Consider the following 23,426-nt stretch of genomic DNA (forward strand, 5'->3'; position numbering starts at 1 on the left):
TAAGAAGACTGCTTAAGAAAGTGTCCGGTTTTAGTTGACCATTACATAAAGACCTTTGGACTGTGCTGAGCGATAAAGAGAGAGTCATTCTCGCAAACACTGACGTCTTCTCTCAAACCAGAGGCATACCTGAAGCATCGGTACAAAGAAATTCAGAGGGGGGATATCTTATATTGGTCGATGTGCATTTATTTAGGTTCATCTTTAGCCTTACCAAATGTATCTTGCCTGTCCTAAAGGGCAGCGGGTCGTCCTGTTTTGTCGATATTAAACTAAACGGTTTGCGAAAGTCAGTAAAAGCCGCATGTGAGGTAGGGCGTTTTTATGGCGTACTATGGCAGTATCTCGCGATGGGCGGAACTTTTGATGGCATGATCCAAGAACATTCTATCCAAGACACTCCAGCCTTCGGCTCCTTTGACCACCACTTGCTAGCCCAAACTGTGGCGAATCTAGAGCAGTTTATTATCGCTCACGAAATAGCGCATGTCCTACTCGGTAACACAGGACAGTTAAGCAAACGAGACGAAGAATTTGAAGCGGATGCGCTAGCTCTTGAGTTAGTACTACGAACTACTGGCAAGCATCGGTTCCTCAATATGCCAGAAGCCGCGCCATGGCGAATGGAAGGTGCTTTGATGCTGCTTAGCTTTCTTGAGTTCTTGGAGAAATGCGCAAAGATACAGCTTGACGGAAGCGATGATCAACATCCGTCCGCCTCAGAACGTATCGAGAATTTAGCACAACGTCGATCGATGGATTTGATGTTTAGGATCGACATTGTTAGGCTGGGTCTGCCAACGGATACCCACGCATTTTCAATAACCCCTGCCGTGCGCAGATTTTTGGCCGAGGCAGCTGAGTTCCTGTAACCTCGCACAGTCCAGCAAGAAGGTGTGGCGGTTGACCGTCAAGCTGTTTGTGCACGTCTGACCAATTAGGTTTCACTACCAAAATAAGAGAGGTAAAGTGGACCCCTCTGTCCAGACAAATATCCACCCAGTTTAAGATAGAGTCCTGTTCACATTACATCTCGTATGTTGGGTACTTTGTAGGTTGGGCTGAAGTAACGAAGCCCAACACTTCGAAGCACGGTTTGTTGGGATTTCTTACGTTATCCCGAAAACCTCTTCTCGCTTTGCTTCGGAGACGATACTAAAAGATCCACACCGGCGAAGTAAAAGTCGGGCATGAAATACTGGGCGTCTACATTACCGATATTCAAATTATCACTATTGCCGTAAGTACCGTTTTGTTTCTAGCGGTGTTGCTGTTGTTGCACAAGACCTGTCTGGGCAAGCAAATCCGCGCGGTCAGCAACAATCCAGAGTTATGCAATAGCTATGGCATCGACAGCGATAAAGTGATTCTTTGGGCAACGGCCATCATCTCGTATGTTGGGTACTTTGTAGGTTGGCGCTGACGAAAGGAAGCCCAACACTTCGATGCACTGCTTGTTGACAAAGCGGCTGGTCAAAATTATCTGGTTTTTAATCTTGCCAATCATTCTGACTTTAGTCAAAATGGCCTTAACAACTAGGGAGCTACCGGATGCAGGCAATCACCTTTAATCAAGCCGTCAAAGACTTTGCTACCTTCATGGATAGCGTCAGCGATAACCATGAACCTTTAATTATCACTGACGAAAATCATAAGGCTGTGGTTTTGATGAGCCTTGAAGACTTCAACGCTTGGCAAGAAACTGAATATCTCACCCGCTCGCCCGCTAATGCCAAGGATTTGCTGCAAGCGATTGAAGACATTGCTCAAGGCAAAAAGCTGGTCAAACACGATTTAATCGAAGAGTGAAGATTAGCTTTCGTGAGCGGGCGTGGCAAGATTATCTTTATTGGCAGGAAGCCGACAAACAAATCTTAAAACGCATCAATATCCTCATCAAAGATATTCAACGCAATCCATTTGAGGGTATCGGCAAACCTGAACGTCTCAGACATCAGTTTTCCGGCTTCTGGTCGCGTCGCATCAATGATGAACATAGGCTGGTTTATACTTTTGTTGAAGCCGAACTGATTATTGTCCAGTGCCGTTATCATTATGACTGAGCGTTTAAACTAAAGTGACTGGTTGAAGTCTGGCCGCTATTTTACGTAAAAAAATCCGGTTGGGTATTATAACTACCAACCTTTATGGAGCTTAGTTCATTTGAACGCTTTGGAAATATCCCGTATGTTGGGTACTTTGTAGGTTGGCGCTCACGTAAGGAAGCCCAACACTTCGAGGCACGGTTTGTTCGGGTTTTTTACATGACAACGAAAACTTAAAGCCGAACATGGGCCTCAAACAGTGACCTTTGTGTCCCTGTATGCTATCGTACCCAATAATAGAAAATACTTTTTTAAATTAGGTGGTTAAGATTATGCAAATCATATTAACAAAAGATTTTGTCATGGATAATTCGCACAGTCTGTCATTGACTGATTTACCCATTCCAACTGGTGAAAAATTTACCGTTGTCGTGATGCGCGAAAACATCACTGACACCCATCAACCCATTAGAAAAGTCTACGCTCATCGTATTCCTGTTAATCACATCGATTTACCGGCCAGAGAAGAGTTGCATGGGCGATAAAAGCTTCATTGATACCAACATTTGGGTTTATGCTCATTTGCAGGAGGCAAATAACAACAAATGTAATGCAGCGGTTGCATTATTGGAAAAATTGCCGCTTTTAGTTAGTAGCACCCAAGTTTTGAGTGAATACTACAGCGTGATGCAGAGAAACAAGATTCCTGACAATTTAATTCAAGACAATGCAGAAATTATTATTGCCATTACTGACGTTTCTGTCATTCAGGTAATGACCATACGCCTTGCCCACAAAATTAAATTGAAATATAGCTTTTCTTATTGGGATAGTTTGGTTTTAGCCAGTGTATTGGAAGCTGGTTGTCAATGTCTTTATTCCGAGGACATGCAACACAAACAGATCATTGAGGGCAGTTTAATGATTGTTAATCCATTCAAGAGATAGCTGTTACCGCACAAGACCCGGCTGGGCAAACACATCCGCGCCGTCAGCAATAATCCCGAGCTATGCAAACTCTATGGCATCGACAGCGATAAGGTTATCCTTATGGCAACGGTTGTTAGTTCTGCGTTAGCCGCCATTGCCGGTATCCTTATCGCTCTGGATGTGGATATGACACCGACTTTCGGGTTCAATTATTTTCTTTACGGCGTCGTGGCAATGATCATCGGCGGCGTTGGCAGTTACCGTGGCTTGATTTTCGGCTCCTTGTTATTGGCTTCCGCCCAACATCTTGCGGCTTATTACATCGACACGAAATGGATAGATGCCGTGGCGTATATGATCCTTATCCTGTTTTTAATCTGGAAGCCGTTGGGATTTTCCGGTCTAAGGCTTAAGAAAATAGACATTTAGTTATTTTTAATTTGGGGGAATGTATGTTTGCAACGATTAAAGGCTATTACGAACAGGGGCAAATATTCCTGGAAGAGGAAGCTCCAGTAGAATCGAAAACCGAGGTGATCATTACTTTTCTCACTGAGAATGTCAAAAACAGCGGTATCCATAAGCGTGTACCGGGCGGATTAAAAGGCAAAGTGGCGATTCCGGATGATTTCAACGAGCCTCTCGATGATTTAAAAGACTACATGTGATGATGAGTAAAAATTACATTCTGGATACGCACTGTTTGATTTGGTTTCAGGAAGATAACCCGAAAATTCCGTCTATGGTCATGGCAGAGATTCAAGACCCTGCAAACACGGTGTTTTTTAGCCAAGTCAGTTTGTTTGAAATAACTATCAAACAGAAAATCGGTAAGTTGCCTGAGTTTACGGCGGATATCAGCGAGGTTTATCATCAGGCAATCAACGATAATTTTAGTTACCTGACTATAAAAAATCAGCACCTGTTCAGCTATCACAAAATTCCATTACTGGAAACTCATCGAGACCCGTTTGATCGTCTGTTACTGGCAACAGCTTATGAAGAAAATGCCATCATGGTGTCGGCTGACAATAATTTCAGCTTATACGCTGGGCTTATTCAGGTGTTCTGGTAATCCAAATAATGGATTATCTGTTACAGCTCGCCATTTTCATTTGCTTCTATACCTTGCTAGCTCAAGGCTTAAATCTTGCTGCCGGAAAAACTGGCTTGATTTCTTTGGCACACGCCGGTTTTTATGGCATTGGGGCTTATACGACCGCCTTGCTTACCCTGCACTACGGTTTTTCTTTTTGGTTGAATCTGCCCATTGCTATTTTAATCAGCGGAGCCGTTGCATTATTGGTTTCTCTCATTGCCTTGCGAACCGTTGAAGATTATTTCATTATTTGCACCTTAGGCATACAGGTCATCATCTTTTCAGTGATGAATAATTGGATGGACTTAACACGCGGCCCGTTAGGTATTCCGGGCATTCCTGCCATTCAGCTTTTCGGGTACGGTATCGATAGCAAAATTTCATTTTTATTGCTGTCCGCTTTCTTTACTGCAATCATCTGGTGGTTGCTGAAAAACCTTTTCAACTCAGGCTTCGGCAAAACGTTGACTGCAATTAGCGAAGATGAAATTTACGCGCAAAGCATAGGCAAGAATGTTTACTTATCCAAAACCATTGCATTCACGTTCAGCGCCCTATTTGCTGCCATTCCTGGCATCTTGTACGCCCATTACATTTCCTACATAGACCCGACCAGTTTCACGGTGAGTGAATCCATTTTTATTCTCTCGATTGTGATTATCGGCGGTATGGGCAATCTGACCGGAAGTTTTTTGGCGGCGGTGTTTATGGTGTTGTTACCGGAAATTCTTCGTTTTGTAGGAATGCCTGACAGCGTTGCCGCGAATATGAGGCAAATTATTTATGGGTTTATTTTGGTCATCGTCATGATGACGGGCAAGAATGGTTTGAAGGAACTTTTTAGCTCAAAAATAGTAAGAATATAAAAATTTAGTAAGTCTAATAATTGGAACGCTAAGCTAATAAAACAAATTACAGATATTGCGCTCAACTGGATTACCTTCATAAGATCATTTGTCTCTTTTTTAGCGACGTATTCTCCACTATGACTAAAATGCGACACAGAGATAAACGTTCACAGTGCTGTAAATAAGTCCTCTCCAAAGGGATGCCTACATGGATGTAGGTAGTAGGGCAACGCAGGAGCAACTGCCGAGAGGGTTGGGTGAGGGGAAATAGAATAAATATAACGCATTGATTCCACGACATAGAATTTAGCTCTTAATTCATACTAAAATAGGCGTTGGCCAGCTATGCTTAAAGAAATCCAACATATTCAAGCCACTGCTGATTTGCTTTACAGTGAACAGCAAGTGGAAGCGGCTCTCGATAAAATGGCTTTTGCAATTAACGACTTGCTTGTAGGGAGCAACCCACTGGTACTCTGTGTGATGAACGGAGGTATAGTTGCTGCTGGAAAGCTATTAATGCGCCTGACTTTTCCGCTTATGATTGATGCAATCAATGCCAGCCGGTATCAAAACCAGACATCAGGTGGAGCGATTGAATGGGTGTTAAAGCCAGGAACACCCTTAACGGACAAGACTATCCTGATTATTGATGACATCCTGGACGAAGGCATTACTTTAGCGGCTATCAAGGAATATTGCCTGGAGCAAGGTGCTACCGCAGTCTATTGTGCGGTTCTGGTCGATAAGCTGCTCGACCATGAAAAGCCCATCCGGGCTGATTTCGTTGGCTTGCAGATAGAAAACCGCTATTTGTTTGGTTACGGTATGGATTACAAAGGCTATTTACGTAATGTGCCAGGCATTTACGCTTGCAATGGGGGTGCGTAATGAGCCGGTTGGCAATCATTGGCGGCACTGGGCTAACACAGCTCGCTGATTTAAAAATCATTAGGCACGACTCGATCACCACCCCTTATGGTTCACCATCAGCGGATTTCATCACCGGGGAATTGAACCAGAAAGAAGTTGTTTTTCTTGCCAGGCATGGTAATCCCCATAGCATTGCGCCACACAAAATCAATTACCGCGCCAACATTTGGGGACTAAAGCAGCTCGGCGTGGAGCACATTATTGCCGTGGCTGCGGTGGGCGGGATTACTTCGGAAATGGTGCCCGCCCATATCGTCATCCCCGATCAAATTATTGATTACAGTTACGGCCGCAAGAACACTTTTTTTGAAGACGAAAACGATCCGGTCTCGCATATTGATTTTAGCTACCCCTATAGCCATGCGCTTCGTTCCCGCCTAATCCATGCCGCCAAAAAAGCGGGCATACCAATCAGCCCTATAGGCACTTATGGTTGCACACAAGGGCCAAGACTGGAAACATCTGCGGAAATCAAGCGGATGGAAAACGATGGTTGTGACCTGGTTGGTATGACCGGTATGCCCGAAGCGGCTTTAGCCAAGGAACTGGGTATCAATTATGCGACAATATGTGTAATCGCTAACTGGGCAGCCGGGAAAATTGAAGGTGAAATTTCGATGGCGGAAATCGAACAGAACCTGCATAAAGGCATGGCAAATGCGGTTACATTACTAAAAGCATTTGTCGAGATGATGTAACTCGATGAAGCGACAAATTTTATCTTTGCTAAGATATAAGAGAACTTGTAAAAACACTCTCCCTACTGGGCTAAGATATACACATAATTTTTTATGCTCTAAATACAATGACTTGTAAATCGGCTTTTACTCCCTCTCCTGCTGGAGAGGGCTGGGGTGAGGAGATTAAAATCAACTGCTTATATTCCCCCTCATCCCAACCTTCTCCCTCAAGTGAGAAGGGGCAGGTACTTATGTGGATACCTATGCCCACTGGGAGAGCCAGGGGCGGCTTTATAAGTTGTTGGCTTTGCCCTTGAATAATCCTGCGTTAATTTCATATTTGCATGTACAAGACTACTTCCAATTTAATAAAACCACTACTTCTTGCCGGTTTACTCTGCTTTAGCCAGGGCTTGTCAGCCGCTGGGACAGCCATTGTAGCCGCTGCGTCCGACCTTCAATTTGCACTTGAGGAAGTGGCGCAACAATTCACCAAAGAAACGGGATTGACAGTCAAGTTTAGCTTTGGCTCGTCGGGAAACTTTGCCCGGCAAATTATGCAAGGCGCCCCTTACGGACTGTTCATGTCCGCCGATGAAAAGTATGTCTCAGAACTGGCAAAACAGCATTTAACGGTGGATGAAGGTCGTTTGTACGGAATCGGCAGGCTTGTTTTATATGCGCCGAAAGGATCATCCTTGAAAGTAGATAGTGAAATGCAAGGATTAGTCCAAGCACTTAAAAACGGCCAAATCAAACGCTTTGCGATTGCTAATCCTGAACATGCCCCTTATGGCCGTGCGGCTAAAGCAGCGCTTATTTCAGTTGGCTTATGGGACTCTATCCAGCCGCATTTGGTGCTGGGAGAGAATGTTGCCCAAGCTGCCCAGTTCGCCATGTCTGACTCGACTCAAGGCGGTATTTTTGCCTACTCGTTTGCCCTTTCACCTAAAATAAAAGCACAAGGGAACTATGTTTTGCTTCCAGAAAATAGCCATCCACCATTGCGGCAAAAAATGGTGCTGACAAAAAAAGCCGATGCCACGGCCAAGGCTTTTTATACTTACCTGCAAGCGCCTAAAGCCAAGGATATTTTTAGGCGTTACGGCTTTGCTGTGCCGCAATGACGCTGTGGATTGGGAAGCGTTAATACTTTCGGTAAAACTCAGTGGCTACACTGTCCTGTTTTTGTTGCCTATTGGCTTAGTCACCGGTCGCTGGCTGGCATACCGGCAGTTCTGCGGCAAGAGCGCAGTGCAGGCTTTATTGGCCATGCCGCTGGTGTTGCCGCCCACCGTATTGGGCTACTATCTGCTGATGTCATTGGGAAATGCTTCAGATCTGGGTCGTTTTCTGGAAAGCTTGCTTGGACATACCCTGGTATTCAGCTTTGAAGGTTTGGTCGTTGCATCAATCCTGTTCAATTTGCCTTTCGCCATACAACCCATACAACGGGCTTTTGAAGCCATTCCTCGAGAACTTAGGGAAGCTGGAGCCTGTTGTGCAATGCCACCTGCCAAAGTGTTCTGGCGGATAGAATTACCTTTATCCTGGCCGGGTATCGTTTCTGCTGTAGTCCTGACGTTTGCCCATACCCTGGGTGAATTTGGCGTCGTGTTAATGGTGGGGGGCAGTATTCCCGGCGAAACAAAAACCATTGCCATCGCCATCTATGACCGGGTACAGGCGTTCGATAATGCCGCTGCTGCGTCGATGTCGGTGGTATTGTTGGTATTTTCCCTGGTGACGATAGCACTTAGCTATGCAGTGGGAGACCACGCTAAAAGACGGTATGGTTAACGACAGCAACGCCGAACCGGAAATAACCAGTAACGGGATTTATGTAAGGTTATTGCAGGCTAAACCCATACCGTTAGACATTACGCTCAACTGTCAACCGGGCGAAGTGTTGGCGCTGGTTGGCCCTTCGGGTAGCGGTAAAACGACGGTGTTGCGGGCAATTGCTGGATTGCACCGAAGTGAACAAGGTATTGTGAGGTGTCAAGGCGAGGTTTGGCAAGATAGTTCAAGGCATTTATTCCTCGCTCCTTACCAACGTACCGTTGGCATGGTTTTTCAGAATTACGCCTTATTCCCTCATCTCACCGCTATCCAGAATGTGCAGGAAGGTTTGGCACACCTGCCCAAACAAGACCGTAGTGACCGTGCGAAAGAAATTTTAAGCCGCGTCCATCTTAAGGGTTTGGAAGACCGCTATCCAAACGCGTTGTCAGGTGGTCAGCAGCAACGTGTCGCAGTTGCCCGGGCGTTGGCAAGAGAACCTATAGTCTTGTTGCTGGATGAGCCGTTTTCAGCGGTAGACCAGGTAACCCGGCGGCGATTGTATCGTGAACTTGCCGAATTACGTCGAACCTTATCCATGCCGGTAATTTTGGTCACGCATGATTTGGAAGAAGCGACTCGGTTAGCCGACAGGCTGTGCATTCTACACAAGGGCGTTACCCTGCAAACCGGAACGCCATTGGAAGTAGCCGCCCGTCCTGTCAGCGCAACAGTAGCCCGGTTAATGGATCAACAAAATTTATTTGTTGCGACCGTCATCAATCATGATTTACATGCACAAAAAACGCTGATACGGTGGCGAGGCTTGATACTGGAAGCAAAACACCAGCCAGATTATGCGCCTGAAGAAAAGGTGTGCTGGATGATTCAACCTGCAAATGTACTGTTGCATCGCCGTCATAGGCATTCCAATGGCGAACGTGAAAATCCACTTTCCGGTATCGTTACCGGTTATACGACACTGAGTGAATACGCGATTGCCCAAGTAGTGTGTGATGCACTCGCAAACATTGTCATAACTTTGACCTTGCCGATACATGTCGCGAGGCGTAATGATTTGGCATTAGGGGAGCGGGTCAAAATTTCCCTGTTGGCAGAAGCTATCCATTTAATGCCGTATGAACGGTTACGCGGTGATAAATCTGTCAATGTTGTTGATTAAGCGGGAGTGGAGGAATCTTAACTCGCCGCATCAAGATTTTCTTTTGGATGCCCGTTTACTTTTGCCAATACTTTTGGCAATAGTTTTGTTCGAACTATCGGCTTTGTAATAACGTTTACTTTTGCTGGCAGGTGTGTAATAACCCTTACTGCTAGTGCCAGTTTTGGCGACTTGTGTAGCTCTTCCTGATTTTGTGGATTGTTTACTTTTAGCAATTGTTTGTACAGTTTTTTTGCCTGTTTTTCTTGATGTAGCGGCAACCTTCGTTTTGTAGGTCTTTTTGCTTGCGTAGCGGCTATTTTTGCTTGATTTTGCCAGGTATTGTTTTTTGGAAACGCGCTTCGCGGCTGTTTTGTTTTTGCCGGCCCTGTTGTTTGAAGCATGATGAGTGGTATGTGAGGTTTTTCTCGCGTAGCGGACATGCTGGCCGTTATCATCATCTTCGCGCTGGGCGGCATAATGCGATGAAGGCCGATGACCGCAAGAAAGCTGGTAGGGTGGTGTGCCAACCGAGTTTTTGCTCATCGTATTAATGTTCTTTGAGCGGTAAGGGCCATCTCCATCCGAGAAACCGGCGTCCATCATGGCAAACATGTGCTGATAGCGTTCACTGCTGGACTTACCGCCCAATACCACACCGATCAGGCGTTTTCCATGCTGGTTGGCTGAAGCGACCAGATTGTACCCTGAACCGCAGGTATAGCCGGTTTTCATCCCTTCGGCGCCGGGATAATGGGCAACAAATTTGTTGATTCCGCGTAATTCCCGTCCCTTAAAATAAAGGCTGTCAGCGGCAAAGTAAGGATAATACTGGGGAAAGTTGCGGGTTATTTTTAAGGCCAGTAGCGCCATGTCATGGGCGGTCGTGGTTTGCCAGTCGTGCGGCAATCCGGTCGCATTCATGAAATGACTGCCATACATGCCTAGGCTATGCGCTGTCGAAGTCATTTGTATGGCAAACTGCTGTTCACTCCCAGCCAGTCTTTCTGCGAACACCACGGCGGCATCATTGGCTGATCGGGTGATGATTGCCAGGACCGCATCTTCAACGGAGATGGTTTCCCAAGGCCTTAACCCCAGTTTACTGGTTGGTTGGCTTGCGGCATGGCTGGATACATTCATCGGGTCGCTAAAGCGCAGCCGCCCTGATTCCAAGGCGGAAAACGCCATATAGAGCGTCATTAATTTCGTGAGCGAAGCCGGATACCAGGACTGGTTGGCTTCCAACTCATACAGCACATTGCCATTATCAGCATCAATCAACAGCGCTGCGTGGCGTCCATAAGTTAATTGCGAAACCAGCATCAGCCCTGTTGCCGTCAATACGAGTAGAATACGTTTCACAATCGTCATTTACTGTGGTTCTCTCTAAAGGTGATGGTTAAATATGTGGATGGCCATTAAAACGTAAGCCGATAGCAAGAAAAATCGCTAAAACTATAGCCGAAATTTTGCTTTACGTATTGACAATGCGTGTTGTTTTAGTACGCTATTATTGCTGGATTTCGGGAAGATGCTGTTTTATTGAAAATCTTTCCCGCATGTATAAGGTGGTTGTCCTTGACAGATTCCCCAGTGACTACCAAAATTACCTTCATCGCTGGGTTTCCAGTCTTCTGAAAAGGCCTCGAACACGATGCCGGACCAGTTCTTTTCAGCCAATTTTTGCAAGGTCGATTTAATGACTTTGGCCTGATTATTTGGGCTGGCTACACCACATTTTTGGCCGGTATGGACATTGGCTTCCGTGCCGCCTTCTGGGCCGCTAGGCCAGCCGAATTCAGTGACGATCACTTCTTTTCCGGGATAAGTGCGCCTGACCTCTTCAAGCTTGGCAATGTGGAAATTGGCCGCCTGTTCCGCCGTCGTGCAGGTATGGACACCGGCATGTTTATTTTCCCACCACGGAAAAATATTGATGCCTAGCCAATCTACTTTTGCTTCAAAACCGGTTTTCTGGCAAGGCGTTGTTCGGTTGCACCATTCCCACCAGGTATCAATGGTGGTAATAGGCTGTTTTACCCCCGCTTTATGCAGGCCGTCAATACATTTTATAATCTCGCCATCGAAAACATTGCCATGCCGCGTCCTAACTTCAGAGCCGCAACTCAGTTTGATAATCGTTTTGGGAAAAGCTTTGGCAACTTCAATACCGCTGGCAATGGATTGGTTGTTGACAGCGATGTCCTTATCCAGCCATATAATCGCAATAACCTTAAGTTTTCTGGCTTCCGCTGCTGCAAACGTGTATTCCAAACCATTCAAGACACCATACGTCATAATGCAGCGGAAACGGGTTTCTTTCACCAGCTTGTCCAGTAGCGTGTCGATCAATTCGTGGGAAGGATGTGCGCCATAATCTGGGTTAATATCACCCACATAAGGGCTAAAAGCGACACACTGCATAGTTTTACTTTCGCTGTTTTGCGCGGCGGTTTGCTGTTGCTTAGCAGGAGCTGCGGCAAATACGCTTTCCATATTTATAGCCAAGAGGATAATGGCTACCCATAACAATAATTGCTTCATGAAATTTCCAGATTAACGAGTGAAATGAATGACGGTTAACTTGTTCTTGTCCAACGTTGTTTTGGGGGTGACTATTTTAGTATAGGCCGATGCCGCAGACACTAGCAATTAACATGCTCAACTGAGTTGAGCGCCCCTTATCGACCAACCAGATCATTAAAAAATCCAAGTTTTTGGCAAGTATCAATCGAATTTTTTCTATTAGTGTAGCTTTGTCAAAAAAACCGGATCAATTCGACATCCACCAATTTCTGGATGATCGATCACATCCTGCTCAAAATCCCGGTAGGTGGGCAACTGAAAAGCAATACGGTTAATTTTTCCACCGGAAAATTCAAATTCCATCGCCCCACCTTTAGCGCGTGGGCTACCTGCCTGGGTGGTAAATAATAAAATGCCCACATTGCTTGACTGTTTGCCGAGTTGCTCGGGAAGCACGCGCGCACAACTCAGTTCGTTGAAGGCCAAGCCTGAAAAAACCTGCACCAACTGGTGTGCGCTGACAATCAAGCCTTCTCCGGGGACAGTAGCGGGCGCTGCCGACTCCGCCACAATCGGCGTGTTTTGACCAGTAGGCGTAGGCTGCAATAATTTTTCCAGACCAAAATCACCTAAATGATTTTGCAGCAACACCGTGCCATCACCTTTTTTTGCCGTATTTAACAAGGGGAATATCTGGCTTTCCATTTCTGCCTTGTTGGGATTTTTAAGCACGGCAACCAACTGCCGTTCTATCGATTTAAGCGGCATGAAAAACTGTTCTTTTTTCTGGCAGAAATCCCCCATCTGCACCCAGTCGGATTCGGTGTTTACGGTTAGCCCCATTGCTTTCATAACCGCGTAATCATCAACGGCAAGGCAGTTACCAAAATTTTTGCTGCGATAATTTCGTAGGGTCTTCGCACTAATTTCATCACTCAGGACTTTTTGGGCAGTGATGTTGTAACTTTTCCAGTCACTATTGTTTGCCAGGAAGTAATAAATAAAGGCATTGCGGTCAAACTTATTGAACCCCAAATCTTTCATGACCAGCTTCAATTTACGGCAATTGCTTTGTACGTCTTCGAAGCTATTCCAGTCCGGTTTTAAATTGGGTTTTTCAGGATGTTTTGACTGCTCAATCAATTGCTGCAAATTGATTGAGCCAGCCGCCGATTTTATGGGTGAGTAACTGATTTCTGCCAGGGATAGATCACGTGCATCTGGTACGCCATCAGTTTGTGTCTTGAGCAGTAACGATGGGGTAATCTCTGGATAAATCCTTAATTCACCCAAAGGCTTGGTATCCGAACTCAGTATATTGATGCCGCCTTCCGCAACCGCATAGACCTTAAACACAGTTTCATTCAGTGTGCCGTTTTTATCTGAGTATTTCACAATGGCAGGCAGGGAATGGGATTCTGTGCTTTGGTTTGCTGAGGGTGTGGGCACAGGCGCTGTCTGCGTTTGCTGATTGTTGTTCAGCCATTGGCCGGCAAACTGCCCCAAAACCGCAACCCCCATGCCCACACCGGTAAATGCCAATAAACTGCTGGCAGTCGTGGCCTTGTTGACCAGCCCCGCCACGTCTACGTCGCTATTGGCGCTGGAATAAACGCTGTAGTCAATCAAGGTTTCCTTGCCTGAGTCCAGCCGCATCCAGGGGGTCAGGTTAAGTTTTTTGGCATCAAACTTAAAATTACATTTCCCAGTGGTCGCTTGATAGGAATAACCTACGGCTTCATTATTAAATTTGAGGATATTGTTGCGGACATTGAAAATAAGCGCGGAAGACAAATCACTCTTTTTAAAAGACGGCGTTATGCTGTCGCAACCACTTTTTAAGACATTGTCGCCTTTAAAATCAAACTCGGAAATCAAGCGCACATAATAATCATCGCCATCAATTGACTGAAATCCAGATAAAGCCTGAAACTGATGCGATTTGGTCGATTGTGCGGACTTTGGGTCATTCGTCTCAGTAGTTGGATAATCAACGGCAATTTGCCGGGTTTGGGTACATCCTGCCAACACCATACCGGCCAATAAACTAAATTTTAAAGATGTGCTATAACGAATCGACATAATTTAAACCTTACTACCGTAAGTGATACGATAAATCAAACTGGGAAAAGGAGGGAATCATAGGGTTTTGACGGGAATTATGTCATATTTTATTTTTACCGGGCAGTAAATACAATCTACTTGGAGTTGAGTTTGTAAGCTGCTTTCAAAGTCGAACGTGACATACTACCAAAAATCACCTGCCATTCAGTTATTCATAGGCGTTAATCTTCAAAAGCTGCTCCACACTGAAAATTTTATAGCCATTTTCTTTTGCAAACTTTAGCGTTTGTTTTAATACCTGGATAGTTTTATCGGAAGTGTCGTGAAACAAAAGGGTAGCGCCCGGTTTTATTTGTTCTTGTACACGCCGGGTTATGAGGTGTGCGGGTTTGGTCGTTGTATCGAATGAGCGAATGGTCTAGCCGATGATGCTGTAATTCAAGCCATTCGAGGCTTTGGCAAGACTGGGCGTGACCACTCCATTGGGCGGACGGAATAATTTCATGCGTTTGCCAGTGATCATGAACACGCTCTTTGCGGTCTGGTTCAGTTCATTCTTAAAACCTTGCACACTTTTAAGGTCCATCATAAGCAAACATTTAGGGTTCCAAACCTTCAGATTGGGGATCAGAAGAATGGCTATCAGACTTGCTGTTTTCCATTACCTGCAGACGCATTAAATTATCATTGGCTTTTTTATAAAACTGGGGAGAAGAATTTATGGCCTCTTGTAAATACTTGTTCGCCGCTTCATAGTCGCCATTCATCATGGCAATATAACCGGTATTATTATTTGCTTCTGCAGGTGAAGTCACTTTGGCAAAGGCAATATACGCCTCTTCATAGTTGCTTGAGCGTGCGTGCAGCAAGCCGTAGTTATAGATTGCCTTTTTAAAAGCAGGGTTGATTTGTAGGGCTTTAAGATAATAAGACGAGGCCTCGTCTAGTTTTCCGGCTGAATAGAGCGCAAAACCAATGTTATTGAGCAATTCAGGAGAATTCGGCAGGATACTGTCAGCTCTCTTGAAAAAACTTTCGGCTTTCTGAAGGTCACCCTGTAAATTGGCAATAATGCCCAACCCGTTATAAGCCCGCCAACTTTGATGCCTGGTAACAACCTGACTAAGATGTTTTTCTGCGTCTGGGTAATTTCCCTTCTTGATCAACAATAATCCGTAGCGTTCTACTGTCTCTAAATCTCCCGGTTTCTGCTTTAATATCAATTTGAGGCTTACTTCCGCCAGATCATATTTTCTAAGCTCGGAATACAAGTCGGCCATTTTTTGCAAAACCTGAACATTATTCGGTTCCAGATTGTATGCTTTTATATAATAGAGTTGCGCCAGTTCCATTTTGCCGCTCTGCTCCGCCTTTTCCGCTTTTAAAATAGCGTCCTGAACCGAATCTACATGAAGCCCAGCACTTTGCAAAATTTCTTCGATGTCCTGTTTATTGCTATTAACCCCTGCTTCTTTAACATTATGGGGCGCACAAGCTGTCAACAGCCATTGACTTGAAATAACGACAAGAACGAGGATTGTTTTTCTTTTACTCATCAATAAGTTTATCCGGGACTGAAATATAATTTAGGTCATGAGAAAACCAAGTGGATTACTTGATAAAACTGCAATCTATAGCAATTGTTTCTAATCCAATTACTCATAGCCCTACCTTTCAAAAAAATTCTTAAATTTTACTAAATATAATCATGGTAGGCCCCAAAACCACTATCAGGAAAGCGGGCAATAAACATATACCTAAAGGAAATATGAGCTTAAGCCCAATTTTTGCGGCAGCTTCTTCTGCTGCCTGGGTTCTTTTATCTCTTAAATCTTCTGAAAATATTCTTAATGTTTCTGCAATATTGGTTCCAAAACGCATACTTTGTGCAAGCGCTGATACCAGTCCGCGAATATCTTCAACGCCAGTTCTCTCAACCAATCTTTTCATGGCTTTATTTCGATCAACACCTGCTCGAGTTTCTGCGATTACAATACCCAGTTCATTAGCCAATTCAGGATGGCTTATCATTGTTTCTGTGGTTACTTTTTGCAATGCGGCATCCAAACTCAAACCAGCTTCAGAACAAATCACTATCATATCGAGTGCATCAGGAAATGATCTTTGAATAATTTTTTGTCTTTTGATTATAAGTTTATCCAACACAAAACTCGGAATCAAATAACCTAAAGCCAATGCTATTAATACTCCCTGGAATAAATGCTCACCCTTTATACTCGGAATTAAGCCCATGACTATCAACACTAAGAATGGCAACAAAATCATTAATAACATTCGTATGGCATAAAAATGCAATAAACTCTTTTTCCGATGAAAGCCCCCATAATGAAGACGTGTTGTAGTTCTTTGTAATAATAGCTTATTTGAAGGAACGAACGCACGACTATGTTTAAGCAGTTTGCTTGATGGATTATCGGATTCGATCATTGAAACCGGCCCAGCATTTATTTCACGCATAAAACGAGAACGCACCGGATCAAAAAAATCATCGAATAGCGACATCAGCGCCAAGGCCAAAATAAAAACCGCCCCAGACACCATCAAAATAACTAGCCATTCACTTCCCTGTTGTTTTTCCACCAGACCCGTCAACAATTGCATCAAAAAGTCCATCTATCCTTCCTCATGCATCAATATTAATAATGAAACGTATCCAGACTGCTGCGACCAACTCCAGGCCTAAAAAGGCACCCAAATATGCCATTCTGTCAGGTGATTCATAAAGAGGCTTAAAGTATTCCGGATTCATAATATTTGCCCATAGAAATAAAACTAACGGTAATAGAAGCATTACCCACGCTGACATCAAGCCTTCTGCTGATAGTGTTTTAATGCGTCGCTGCAATTTAAACCGCCCTCTTAGTACGGAACTGATTTTCAAAAGCACCTCAGAAAGATTACCTCCCGTTTCCCGCTGAATAATAATTGCCGTGCTCATGGCTATTAAACTGAGGCTAGGGACACGTTCTATCATCAACGCAAACGCCACTTCAACATCTCGTCCGTAATTAATTTCCTCATACGTCACGCCAAATTCCTGATTTATGGGTTCACTCATTTCGGTGGAGATAATTTTCATACACTCGGAAAACGGATAACCTGTCAGCAATGCCCGCGACATCAATTCCAATGCTTCAGGCAATTGTTCTTCAAACTTGTCCAAGCGTTTGTTTTTTTGTTTTTTTAGCCACAAGATTGGCAAAATTATCACAAACATAAACGTCCCCAGGGTGATGATTAGATGATGGAAGCGCACCCAGACCATGAACGTGACACCTGCCGCAAAGAGTAGCGAATAAAATGCAAACCGGCACGCCAGTAGTTGACTTCCCGCTTGTTCAAGTAATGTTTTCAACCGCGACATTCCGGGCAAACTTTCAAGGCTCCGTTCAACAGGGCCTAATCGGTTAAGATATTTGTTTTTTAAGATAGAGGTTTCTGAATCGCCACGCGCTAGAATAATACCTTCCAATCGTTGTTTTAGTTTACGGCTGTCTGTACGACTTGTTCCAAAAGTTGGCAATACAAGGATTTGTGACGCAACAAAGACCGTTAAAAACACTAAACCAACAAATAATACCGCCATATCACCAGCCATAGTATTCTCCTGCCGTTAATTGAGATGATTGGTAAAAATGGCCAGATCTGCAGTGGCGCCGCGTTGCTTGAAACTGGCCATACATTTGGGAATAATGCCTGTTGAGCAATATTGTCCCATTACAACGCCTTTTTCATCTATTCCGTGGCGATTGTATTTAAAGATTTCAGACAAAGTAATAATTTCACCTTCCATGCCATCTACTTCTTGGATACTGACGATCCGCCGACTACCATCTTCCAATCTGCTCAGTTGGATGATGATGTGAATGGCGGATTCAATTTGTTTGCGTATGGCTTTAGCCGGCATGTCCAGTCCGGCCATGGACACCATATTTTCCAATCGCGCCAGGGCATCTCGCGGGCCATTGGCATGGACTGTGGTTAGTGAACCTTCATGACCGGTATTCATCGCCTGGAGCATATCGAAAGCCTCCCCGCTCCTGACCTCGCCGATGACGATACGATCCGGACGCATCCTAAGGCTATTCCGCACCAAATCCCGTAAGGTTATCTCGCCCTTGCCTTCAATATTGGCCGGGCGGGTTTCCAACCGCAAAACATGGGGTAACTGTAACTGTAATTCTGCGGAATCTTCCAGGGTAATGATACGTTCATTATTGGGAATAAAGTTTGAAATGGCATTCAACATCGTCGTTTTGCCGGAACCTGTCCCTCCCGAAATCAGGATGTTCAATTTAGATTTTGCCGCTGCTTTGAGGAACTCTGCCATATAATTTGCCAAGGCACCCCTCACCACCAGATCATCAAGTGTCATTTTATCGACGGCAAACCGTCTTATCGACAAGGAAGGGCCGTCAATCGCTAACGGCGGAATGATGGCGTTTACCCGAGAGCCATCCGGTAACCTGGCATCAACCATCGGTGACGACTCATCAATCCTACGGCCAACCTTTGACACAATACGGTCGATAATTTTCATCAAATGATTGTTATCATTAAATCTGACCGGCGTTAGTTCCAGCTTGCCAAAGCGCTCGACATACACTTTTTTGTGACCATTAACCAGAATATCGGCAATGGTCGGGTCGTACAGTAAAGCTTCCAAAGGCCCGAGACCCAGAATATCATCTTCAATTTCTTTAATGAGTTGATGTCGGGTTTGTGAATTTAGAGGGACAGATTCTTCGTCGATTAATTTTTGGGCGACTGACTGAATCTGTTTTCTGGCTTCTCTTCCATTTATACTACTGATTAGTGATAAATCCAGAATGTCAAGCAACTTGGAATGTATAGTTTCTTTAAGTTCTAGCTCAACTGGCGTAAGCAATTTTAACGACAGCGGCACAACAACTTCTACTGGTTTTTCATTTAGCTGATCCGATTTAGTCTTGCCAACATCCACATTTGTTGCGGCTTTATTGGACAGACCAAGACTTTGCATTCTTGTTTTTAACCCCATGGATAAACTCCCGTCAATTTTTTAACGATAACGTAAGGAATGAAACACAATAACATTAAGTAATAACGCTTAACCGTTTTAATAAATATGCAAAGTCGTAAAATTAAGCCGTCGTATCGGCAGGGATTGCCGATAACCAGAACACATGGATGTGTTACGTTTGCCATCCCTGGCTTCTGGGTTCCGGCAATCCCTGCCGGAATGATGTGGTTTTTCTTGACTTAACGGTTTTAAAAAACATTTGCTCGTTTTTACTTAACAAAGAAACCTAAAAAATCATGCCTGTGTGTAATTGATTATAGAAGGATATACCGCCTATTCAAGTGCCTTAAAATTAGGGGCGATATTATAACAATCCGCAAACCATGCCCCCAGATTGGGCACAACATTGTTATCTTTCAGAGTAGGGTCGTGAATCATAATTAAAATCACCGGTAGGTCGTACAAAAGTGTATTTACCAGGCCTGACAATTAGAAATTCCGCCGCTTTTTGTATTGCGTTATGTGGACGAAAAGATGTCATTATGCCAGTGATAGGACTTGTGCCAATAAATAATCCTGTGCCAACAATAGTTGCAGCAAATCCCCCCAAACGTAAAGGTATATCCAATACAGTATCAACACCCGGCGTATCGACCATGGCAATCTGTTTTCTTTCATTTCCGAACCCATTTTCTGCGAAACTTGCAGCAGAAAAAGCCACCGCCGAGATAACCATTAAATATTTAACCATTTTCATTACTTTCTCCAACTTTTCTATTGACTATACGCCTGAATCAGGCTCAAAATCAGCTTTTTGTACATCAACCTAACCTTCGTCTACTGCCCATTCCCTATTGTTCCTAAAAAATCAGTCCCGTGTTAATTCGAAAGCCAAATCCACCAACTAGCCCATGTGGCTTAATGAGAAAAAACGGATTTAAACCGGTTGAACAGGCTGTTTTTTCTATCTTCAAATTCAATATTCCCCAGTTTTTGGGCAAGCACCTTAAGATCATGGGCAATTTTTGCGTCAGCGGATGATTCACACAGTGGCACACCCAAATTTGATGTACTTGCAGCCCGTTCATAATCATTGGCGATAACGTAAATCTTGTCATGGTTAACAATGTTTTTCAAATCCTCTATCCGCAAACTGTTTTTAGGGTCATATCGATTAACCACGATGGCAACTCTATCCAACGGGATATCCAGATCCTTGTTTAATATCTGGATTAATCGGCGTCCGTCCCTGAATTGGGCCAGGCTCTGCTGCAAGACCAGGGTAATCTGGTCCGCTTGTTCCATAATCATGCTTGCTACCGGGTCGATTAATCTTGGCAAATCAACTACGATATGGTTGTAATTTATTTGCAGCAATTCCAGCAGTTTTTTTAAATTAGGGACGTTTATCTCGCCGGGCAATAGGATATCGGAGGGTGAAGGCAATAACAGGCTCAAATTTTCATTGTACTTTGACATATAAGCCTCTAATGAAATTGCATCCAAATCTTCTATGGCCGATAACGCTTCCATAATCGTATATTTAGGCTCTTTATCAAAATTGAGCCCAATTGAACCGAACTGCATATCCAGGTCGATCAATGCCACTTTTGAGTGGGTGTCTTTTGATAAAACATAAGCGACATTACTCGCTATAAAACTGGCTCCGCTACCGCCTTTAGCATTGATCAGCGCATTTAAACGCTTAACTTTGCTGGTATGGATATGAGTAATATTTTTTTTAATGTTACAGAATACGCCATCCAGATTGTCTTCATAGTCCCAATCATCAATAAAGTCTTTAACGCCGGCGCGGATTGCCTGGCTTAATAATTCAACATTTTTCTGATCCCCGACAACGATAATGGCGGCTTTCTTGCCGTCTACTTCATTCAGGACCTGCAATTCTCTCAAGCCATTAGCGGTCAAATTTATAATGACGATGCTATTTTCATCCTGCGTATGTTTACTGATGGGATCTAACAGGGTTTGACTACAGATTACCTTACTTTTAATGTCGCTTGAGTAAGAAAGAATGGATAGCTGTTTTTCAAGGGTAAGCTGGTCATCGCCGATTAACACCAAATTGATTTTACTTTCAGCCATTTTATCTATCTGTTATTTTTAAAAAAATTCAAAGGACACCGAACTCATTAATCCATGTTTGGGCAGCACACTCAGAAAGCACAACTTGGCGCACGAACAGCTTGACCCGGATTGGTCGGAACAGCGCCCAGGCTTTCAGTCGGCAAGGTTGTCGCGAATGGAGGCGCATTTACCGTGAAACCCAAGAGGGGAATAATTAAGGTGTGGACGTAACCTGTGATCCTGACCTCTGCAAACCTGATCAACGTTTGATTGGCTTCAACCACCCCCGCTTGGTTCAAATAAGCCACCGTCACCATGGCAGGTGTCAAGCCCTTAATAATCGGGCTGCTTGCTAATGTGCCACCAGCAGCATCAAAAATGGCCACTCGACTTGGAATCGCGCTGCCAACGGGACAAACAACCGCCATCCTGGCGCCCCTACGGGTTGCTTCTGCCAATGCATTCCAGACGAATAAAGCCCGACCGTATTCTATGACGGCAAACAAGACCGCAAAGAACAACAGGGCAATCAAGGCAAACTCTGCGGTTTCAGCGCCTTTCTGTTGATGTTTGTCGATCATTGGGCGAACCTCATCACACTAGTGGCGTGAATTGTCATAAAATCAGTGGCAGCGCTGCCCCCTGTCGCCAATTGCATAAGCCCATTCAGGCCGCTACCCAATATAAGGTCGGAGTCATAAGTGGCGACTACCCGGACATGAGTGCCCAGGTCGGTTGCCACGATATTTGCCGGAACGAGACCGGGCACTACCGGCGTGGTGTTGCCACTATTGCCATAAATCGCCCGTGCCTGGGCAAGGGTCAGATCCGCTCCCGTATAACCGTTATTCACCGAGACATCGGACAAATAACGGGCCGTTATTTGTGTCACTTTGTTGATTGCGTTCTGCCGATAAAACAAGATCCCAAATTCAGCGACCATGGCGATCAGTAACAGCAGCAGTGGCAGTACGATGGCAAACTCAACGATTGAAGAACCTGTTTGTTTTCTTTGTACTGGCCTCATGAGTCTTTACTCCCAGTGCTTCTATATAAGACGATTTTGTAAGGCCCATTCAAGACTGGATTGTTAGGGTCCCATGTGCCATTCTGTTGACAGGAATCGCCGGTAAACTCCATCATGATTTTTTTCTGTGGACCCGCATTTATCGCATGTTCGGTCAAAAAAACACAGGCTACGCCAACTTTGGGTATAGTCGAATTACCATTTTGTATTCCTGTACAATTACCTACAGGCACTGCCATTACCCGTCTGCCATTTCCAGCGGGCTGGTACTGGGTATATGCTGTCGGATTATAACTGGGTAATTTATATTCGACTGTTTGGGTATCAGAATCAAATCTGTCATCAATTCCCTTCCTGACATTACCCCATGTCCATCCGGGTTTGGTATTCAAGGTATTGCCCTGCAAACAGACATTCGTTGTCCCTTGCAGTGTGTCCCTAATATCTTTTCCTCCCTGCGAGCCATCCAAATCCAGCAGATTAAAGTTTCCTGATTCCAAGGAATTCGGCGGACAGTTACTATTATTGCCATTGCAGGCTATCGTTAAGCTCCTTATCTGGCCTACGGTGTAACCGAAACAAGCGCCATCACTACAAATTGTATCTACCGGAGTAGGCGGAGGAGGTATATCAGCACACATGACAAACGGCACAAGCGAACAATTCTGTCCAACAGGGCCTGCCGTTGCAATGGCCGTAACCAATAACGGTGCAGGATCGTTACCTGTGATCATGCTTGAAATCATTGTTAGCCCACGCGGCACCTCTAACATGCCAGCCGACGTCACCCTAACAAATAACGGGGGATTTGTCCCTGGCGCAAAAGGGTCTAATGCATTGGAGTATTCAAACACCAGATCCCCCCCGTCTAAGCCTGCCAATTCATTATTACCTATAGTCGCTTTGAACGTATCAAACGTTGCCACCCCTGCAGTCGCCGCCGCTGCGGTGTTTTTAGTGATATCCCGATTGATGGTAATCGCCGCGCTTAAGGCGGAAGCATCAACGGCATTTTGTACGCGAGTTTTATCGACAAAGGCATGCCCGGAATCCAATGCCCAACCTGCCGCAAGCAGCAACACCGGCAAAACTATAGTGACTAATGGAATGGCGACTCCACGCTGCTTCTTTAAACAACCCACTTTCATACTTTTGCTCCTGATAACGGTTGGGATCAATTCCCAAATTAACCAGTTTTTCAATCATTAATCGGCAT

At 44.6% G+C, this 23,426-nt stretch carries 28 protein-coding genes; 15 read left to right on the forward strand and 13 right to left on the reverse strand.

Features of this window, described 5'->3' with window-relative positions:
- Window positions 1-62: 62 nt before the first annotated feature.
- The 15 genes from ACLQ6D_RS04490 to ACLQ6D_RS04560 all read left to right on the forward strand — a co-directional run bounded on the left by ACLQ6D_RS04490 (window position 63) and on the right by ACLQ6D_RS04560 (window position 9,500).
- Window positions 63-872 carry a hypothetical protein gene (locus ACLQ6D_RS04490; RefSeq protein WP_411726088.1) on the forward strand — a complete coding sequence of 270 codons (810 nt, stop codon included), beginning with the start codon at window positions 63-65 and terminating at the stop codon, window positions 870-872.
- A 380-nt stretch (window positions 873-1,252) separates the two neighbouring features.
- Complete coding sequence (locus ACLQ6D_RS04495; RefSeq protein WP_411726089.1) at window positions 1,253-1,423, forward strand: ABC transporter permease subunit; 171 nt, start codon at window positions 1,253-1,255, stop codon at window positions 1,421-1,423.
- Between the two features lie 128 nt (window positions 1,424-1,551).
- Window positions 1,552-1,809 carry a type II toxin-antitoxin system Phd/YefM family antitoxin gene (locus tag ACLQ6D_RS04500; protein WP_411726090.1) on the forward strand — a complete coding sequence of 86 codons (258 nt, stop codon included), beginning with the start codon at window positions 1,552-1,554 and terminating at the stop codon, window positions 1,807-1,809.
- A complete protein-coding gene (locus tag ACLQ6D_RS04505) occupies window positions 1,806-2,063 on the forward strand; it encodes a Txe/YoeB family addiction module toxin (RefSeq protein ID WP_411726091.1) in 258 nt (85 codons plus the stop codon). The genes ACLQ6D_RS04500 and ACLQ6D_RS04505 overlap by 4 nt, the downstream gene beginning before the upstream one ends.
- Before the next feature lie 314 nt (window positions 2,064-2,377).
- On the forward strand, window positions 2,378-2,590 hold the full coding sequence (locus ACLQ6D_RS04510) for a hypothetical protein (protein WP_411726092.1): 213 nt from the start codon (window positions 2,378-2,380) through the stop codon (window positions 2,588-2,590).
- Complete coding sequence (locus ACLQ6D_RS04515; RefSeq protein WP_411726093.1) at window positions 2,580-2,993, forward strand: PIN domain-containing protein; 414 nt, start codon at window positions 2,580-2,582, stop codon at window positions 2,991-2,993. Before ACLQ6D_RS04510 ends, ACLQ6D_RS04515 begins: the two co-directional genes overlap by 11 nt.
- A gap of 21 nt (window positions 2,994-3,014) precedes the next feature.
- Window positions 3,015-3,404, forward strand: coding sequence for a branched-chain amino acid ABC transporter permease (locus ACLQ6D_RS04520; protein WP_411726115.1), 390 nt, complete (start codon window positions 3,015-3,017; stop codon window positions 3,402-3,404).
- Between the two features lie 23 nt (window positions 3,405-3,427).
- Entirely contained in the window at window positions 3,428-3,643 is a 216-nt protein-coding gene (locus tag ACLQ6D_RS04525; RefSeq protein WP_411726094.1) for a DUF2281 domain-containing protein, read from the forward strand.
- Window positions 3,643-4,050 carry a type II toxin-antitoxin system VapC family toxin gene (locus ACLQ6D_RS04530; protein WP_411726095.1) on the forward strand — a complete coding sequence of 136 codons (408 nt, stop codon included), beginning with the start codon at window positions 3,643-3,645 and terminating at the stop codon, window positions 4,048-4,050. The genes ACLQ6D_RS04525 and ACLQ6D_RS04530 overlap by 1 nt, the downstream gene beginning before the upstream one ends.
- An 8-nt stretch (window positions 4,051-4,058) precedes the next feature.
- Window positions 4,059-4,940, forward strand: coding sequence for a branched-chain amino acid ABC transporter permease (locus ACLQ6D_RS04535; RefSeq protein WP_411726096.1), 882 nt, complete (start codon window positions 4,059-4,061; stop codon window positions 4,938-4,940).
- A gap of 327 nt (window positions 4,941-5,267) precedes the next feature.
- On the forward strand, window positions 5,268-5,813 hold the full coding sequence (locus ACLQ6D_RS04540; RefSeq protein WP_411726097.1) for a hypoxanthine-guanine phosphoribosyltransferase: 546 nt from the start codon (window positions 5,268-5,270) through the stop codon (window positions 5,811-5,813).
- Window positions 5,813-6,553: an S-methyl-5'-thioinosine phosphorylase gene (locus tag ACLQ6D_RS04545; protein WP_411726098.1), complete on the forward strand. Its 741-nt coding sequence runs from the start codon at window positions 5,813-5,815 to the stop codon at window positions 6,551-6,553. The genes ACLQ6D_RS04540 and ACLQ6D_RS04545 overlap by 1 nt, the downstream gene beginning before the upstream one ends.
- Window positions 6,554-6,879: 326 nt before the next feature.
- Window positions 6,880-7,662, forward strand: a complete 783-nt coding sequence (modA, locus tag ACLQ6D_RS04550) for a molybdate ABC transporter substrate-binding protein (protein ID WP_411726099.1) — start codon at window positions 6,880-6,882, stop codon at window positions 7,660-7,662.
- Entirely contained in the window at window positions 7,646-8,335 is a 690-nt protein-coding gene (modB, locus tag ACLQ6D_RS04555) for a molybdate ABC transporter permease subunit (RefSeq protein WP_411726100.1), read from the forward strand. Before modA ends, modB begins: the two co-directional genes overlap by 17 nt.
- Entirely contained in the window at window positions 8,298-9,500 is a 1,203-nt protein-coding gene (locus ACLQ6D_RS04560) for an ABC transporter ATP-binding protein (RefSeq protein ID WP_411726101.1), read from the forward strand. Before modB ends, ACLQ6D_RS04560 begins: the two co-directional genes overlap by 38 nt.
- Window positions 9,501-9,530: 30 nt before the next feature.
- Here the strand turns inward: ACLQ6D_RS04560 and ACLQ6D_RS04565 are convergent, their stop codons facing one another.
- The 13 genes from ACLQ6D_RS04565 to ACLQ6D_RS04625 all read right to left on the reverse strand — a co-directional run bounded on the left by ACLQ6D_RS04565 (window position 9,531) and on the right by ACLQ6D_RS04625 (window position 23,358).
- On the reverse strand, window positions 9,531-10,853 hold the full coding sequence (locus ACLQ6D_RS04565) for a serine hydrolase (protein ID WP_411726102.1): 1,323 nt from the start codon (window positions 10,851-10,853) through the stop codon (window positions 9,531-9,533).
- Between the two features lie 168 nt (window positions 10,854-11,021).
- Window positions 11,022-12,026 carry an exo-beta-1,3-glucanase gene (locus ACLQ6D_RS04570; protein ID WP_411726103.1) on the reverse strand — a complete coding sequence of 335 codons (1,005 nt, stop codon included), beginning with the start codon at window positions 12,024-12,026 and terminating at the stop codon, window positions 11,022-11,024.
- Window positions 12,027-12,227: 201 nt separating this feature from the next.
- A complete protein-coding gene (locus tag ACLQ6D_RS04575; RefSeq protein WP_411726104.1) occupies window positions 12,228-14,090 on the reverse strand; it encodes a hypothetical protein in 1,863 nt (620 codons plus the stop codon).
- A 400-nt stretch (window positions 14,091-14,490) separates the two neighbouring features.
- Complete coding sequence (locus ACLQ6D_RS04580) at window positions 14,491-14,661, reverse strand: polysaccharide deacetylase family protein (RefSeq protein ID WP_411726105.1); 171 nt, start codon at window positions 14,659-14,661, stop codon at window positions 14,491-14,493.
- Between the two features lie 10 nt (window positions 14,662-14,671).
- A complete protein-coding gene (locus tag ACLQ6D_RS04585; RefSeq protein ID WP_411726106.1) occupies window positions 14,672-15,628 on the reverse strand; it encodes a tetratricopeptide repeat protein in 957 nt (318 codons plus the stop codon).
- Window positions 15,629-15,758: 130 nt separating this feature from the next.
- Window positions 15,759-16,706 carry a type II secretion system F family protein gene (locus ACLQ6D_RS04590; RefSeq protein WP_411726107.1) on the reverse strand — a complete coding sequence of 316 codons (948 nt, stop codon included), beginning with the start codon at window positions 16,704-16,706 and terminating at the stop codon, window positions 15,759-15,761.
- 10 nt (window positions 16,707-16,716) lie between these two features.
- Window positions 16,717-17,691 (reverse strand): type II secretion system F family protein, encoded by a 975-nt coding sequence (locus ACLQ6D_RS04595; RefSeq protein ID WP_411726108.1) that lies wholly within the window; start codon window positions 17,689-17,691, stop codon window positions 16,717-16,719.
- Between the two features lie 15 nt (window positions 17,692-17,706).
- Complete coding sequence (locus tag ACLQ6D_RS04600) at window positions 17,707-19,113, reverse strand: CpaF family protein (protein WP_411726109.1); 1,407 nt, start codon at window positions 19,111-19,113, stop codon at window positions 17,707-17,709.
- 391 nt (window positions 19,114-19,504) lie between these two features.
- Window positions 19,505-19,852 carry a hypothetical protein gene (locus ACLQ6D_RS04605; protein ID WP_411726110.1) on the reverse strand — a complete coding sequence of 116 codons (348 nt, stop codon included), beginning with the start codon at window positions 19,850-19,852 and terminating at the stop codon, window positions 19,505-19,507.
- Window positions 19,853-20,013: 161 nt separating this feature from the next.
- Complete coding sequence (locus ACLQ6D_RS04610) at window positions 20,014-21,201, reverse strand: CpaE family protein (protein ID WP_411726111.1); 1,188 nt, start codon at window positions 21,199-21,201, stop codon at window positions 20,014-20,016.
- A gap of 71 nt (window positions 21,202-21,272) precedes the next feature.
- Window positions 21,273-21,764, reverse strand: a complete 492-nt coding sequence (locus ACLQ6D_RS04615) for a TadE/TadG family type IV pilus assembly protein (RefSeq protein ID WP_411726112.1) — start codon at window positions 21,762-21,764, stop codon at window positions 21,273-21,275.
- Window positions 21,761-22,210, reverse strand: a complete 450-nt coding sequence (locus ACLQ6D_RS04620; RefSeq protein WP_411726113.1) for a TadE/TadG family type IV pilus assembly protein — start codon at window positions 22,208-22,210, stop codon at window positions 21,761-21,763. The genes ACLQ6D_RS04615 and ACLQ6D_RS04620 overlap by 4 nt, the downstream gene beginning before the upstream one ends.
- The gene (locus tag ACLQ6D_RS04625; protein WP_411726114.1) at window positions 22,207-23,358 is read right to left on the reverse strand and encodes a TadE/TadG family type IV pilus assembly protein; all 1,152 of its coding nucleotides are present in this window, start codon (window positions 23,356-23,358) and stop codon (window positions 22,207-22,209) included. Before ACLQ6D_RS04625 ends, ACLQ6D_RS04620 begins: the two co-directional genes overlap by 4 nt.
- Window positions 23,359-23,426 lie beyond the last annotated feature (68 nt).

The organism is Methyloglobulus sp. (assembly GCF_046714055.1).
Taxonomy (GTDB): Bacteria; Pseudomonadota; Gammaproteobacteria; order Methylococcales; family Methylomonadaceae; genus Methyloglobulus.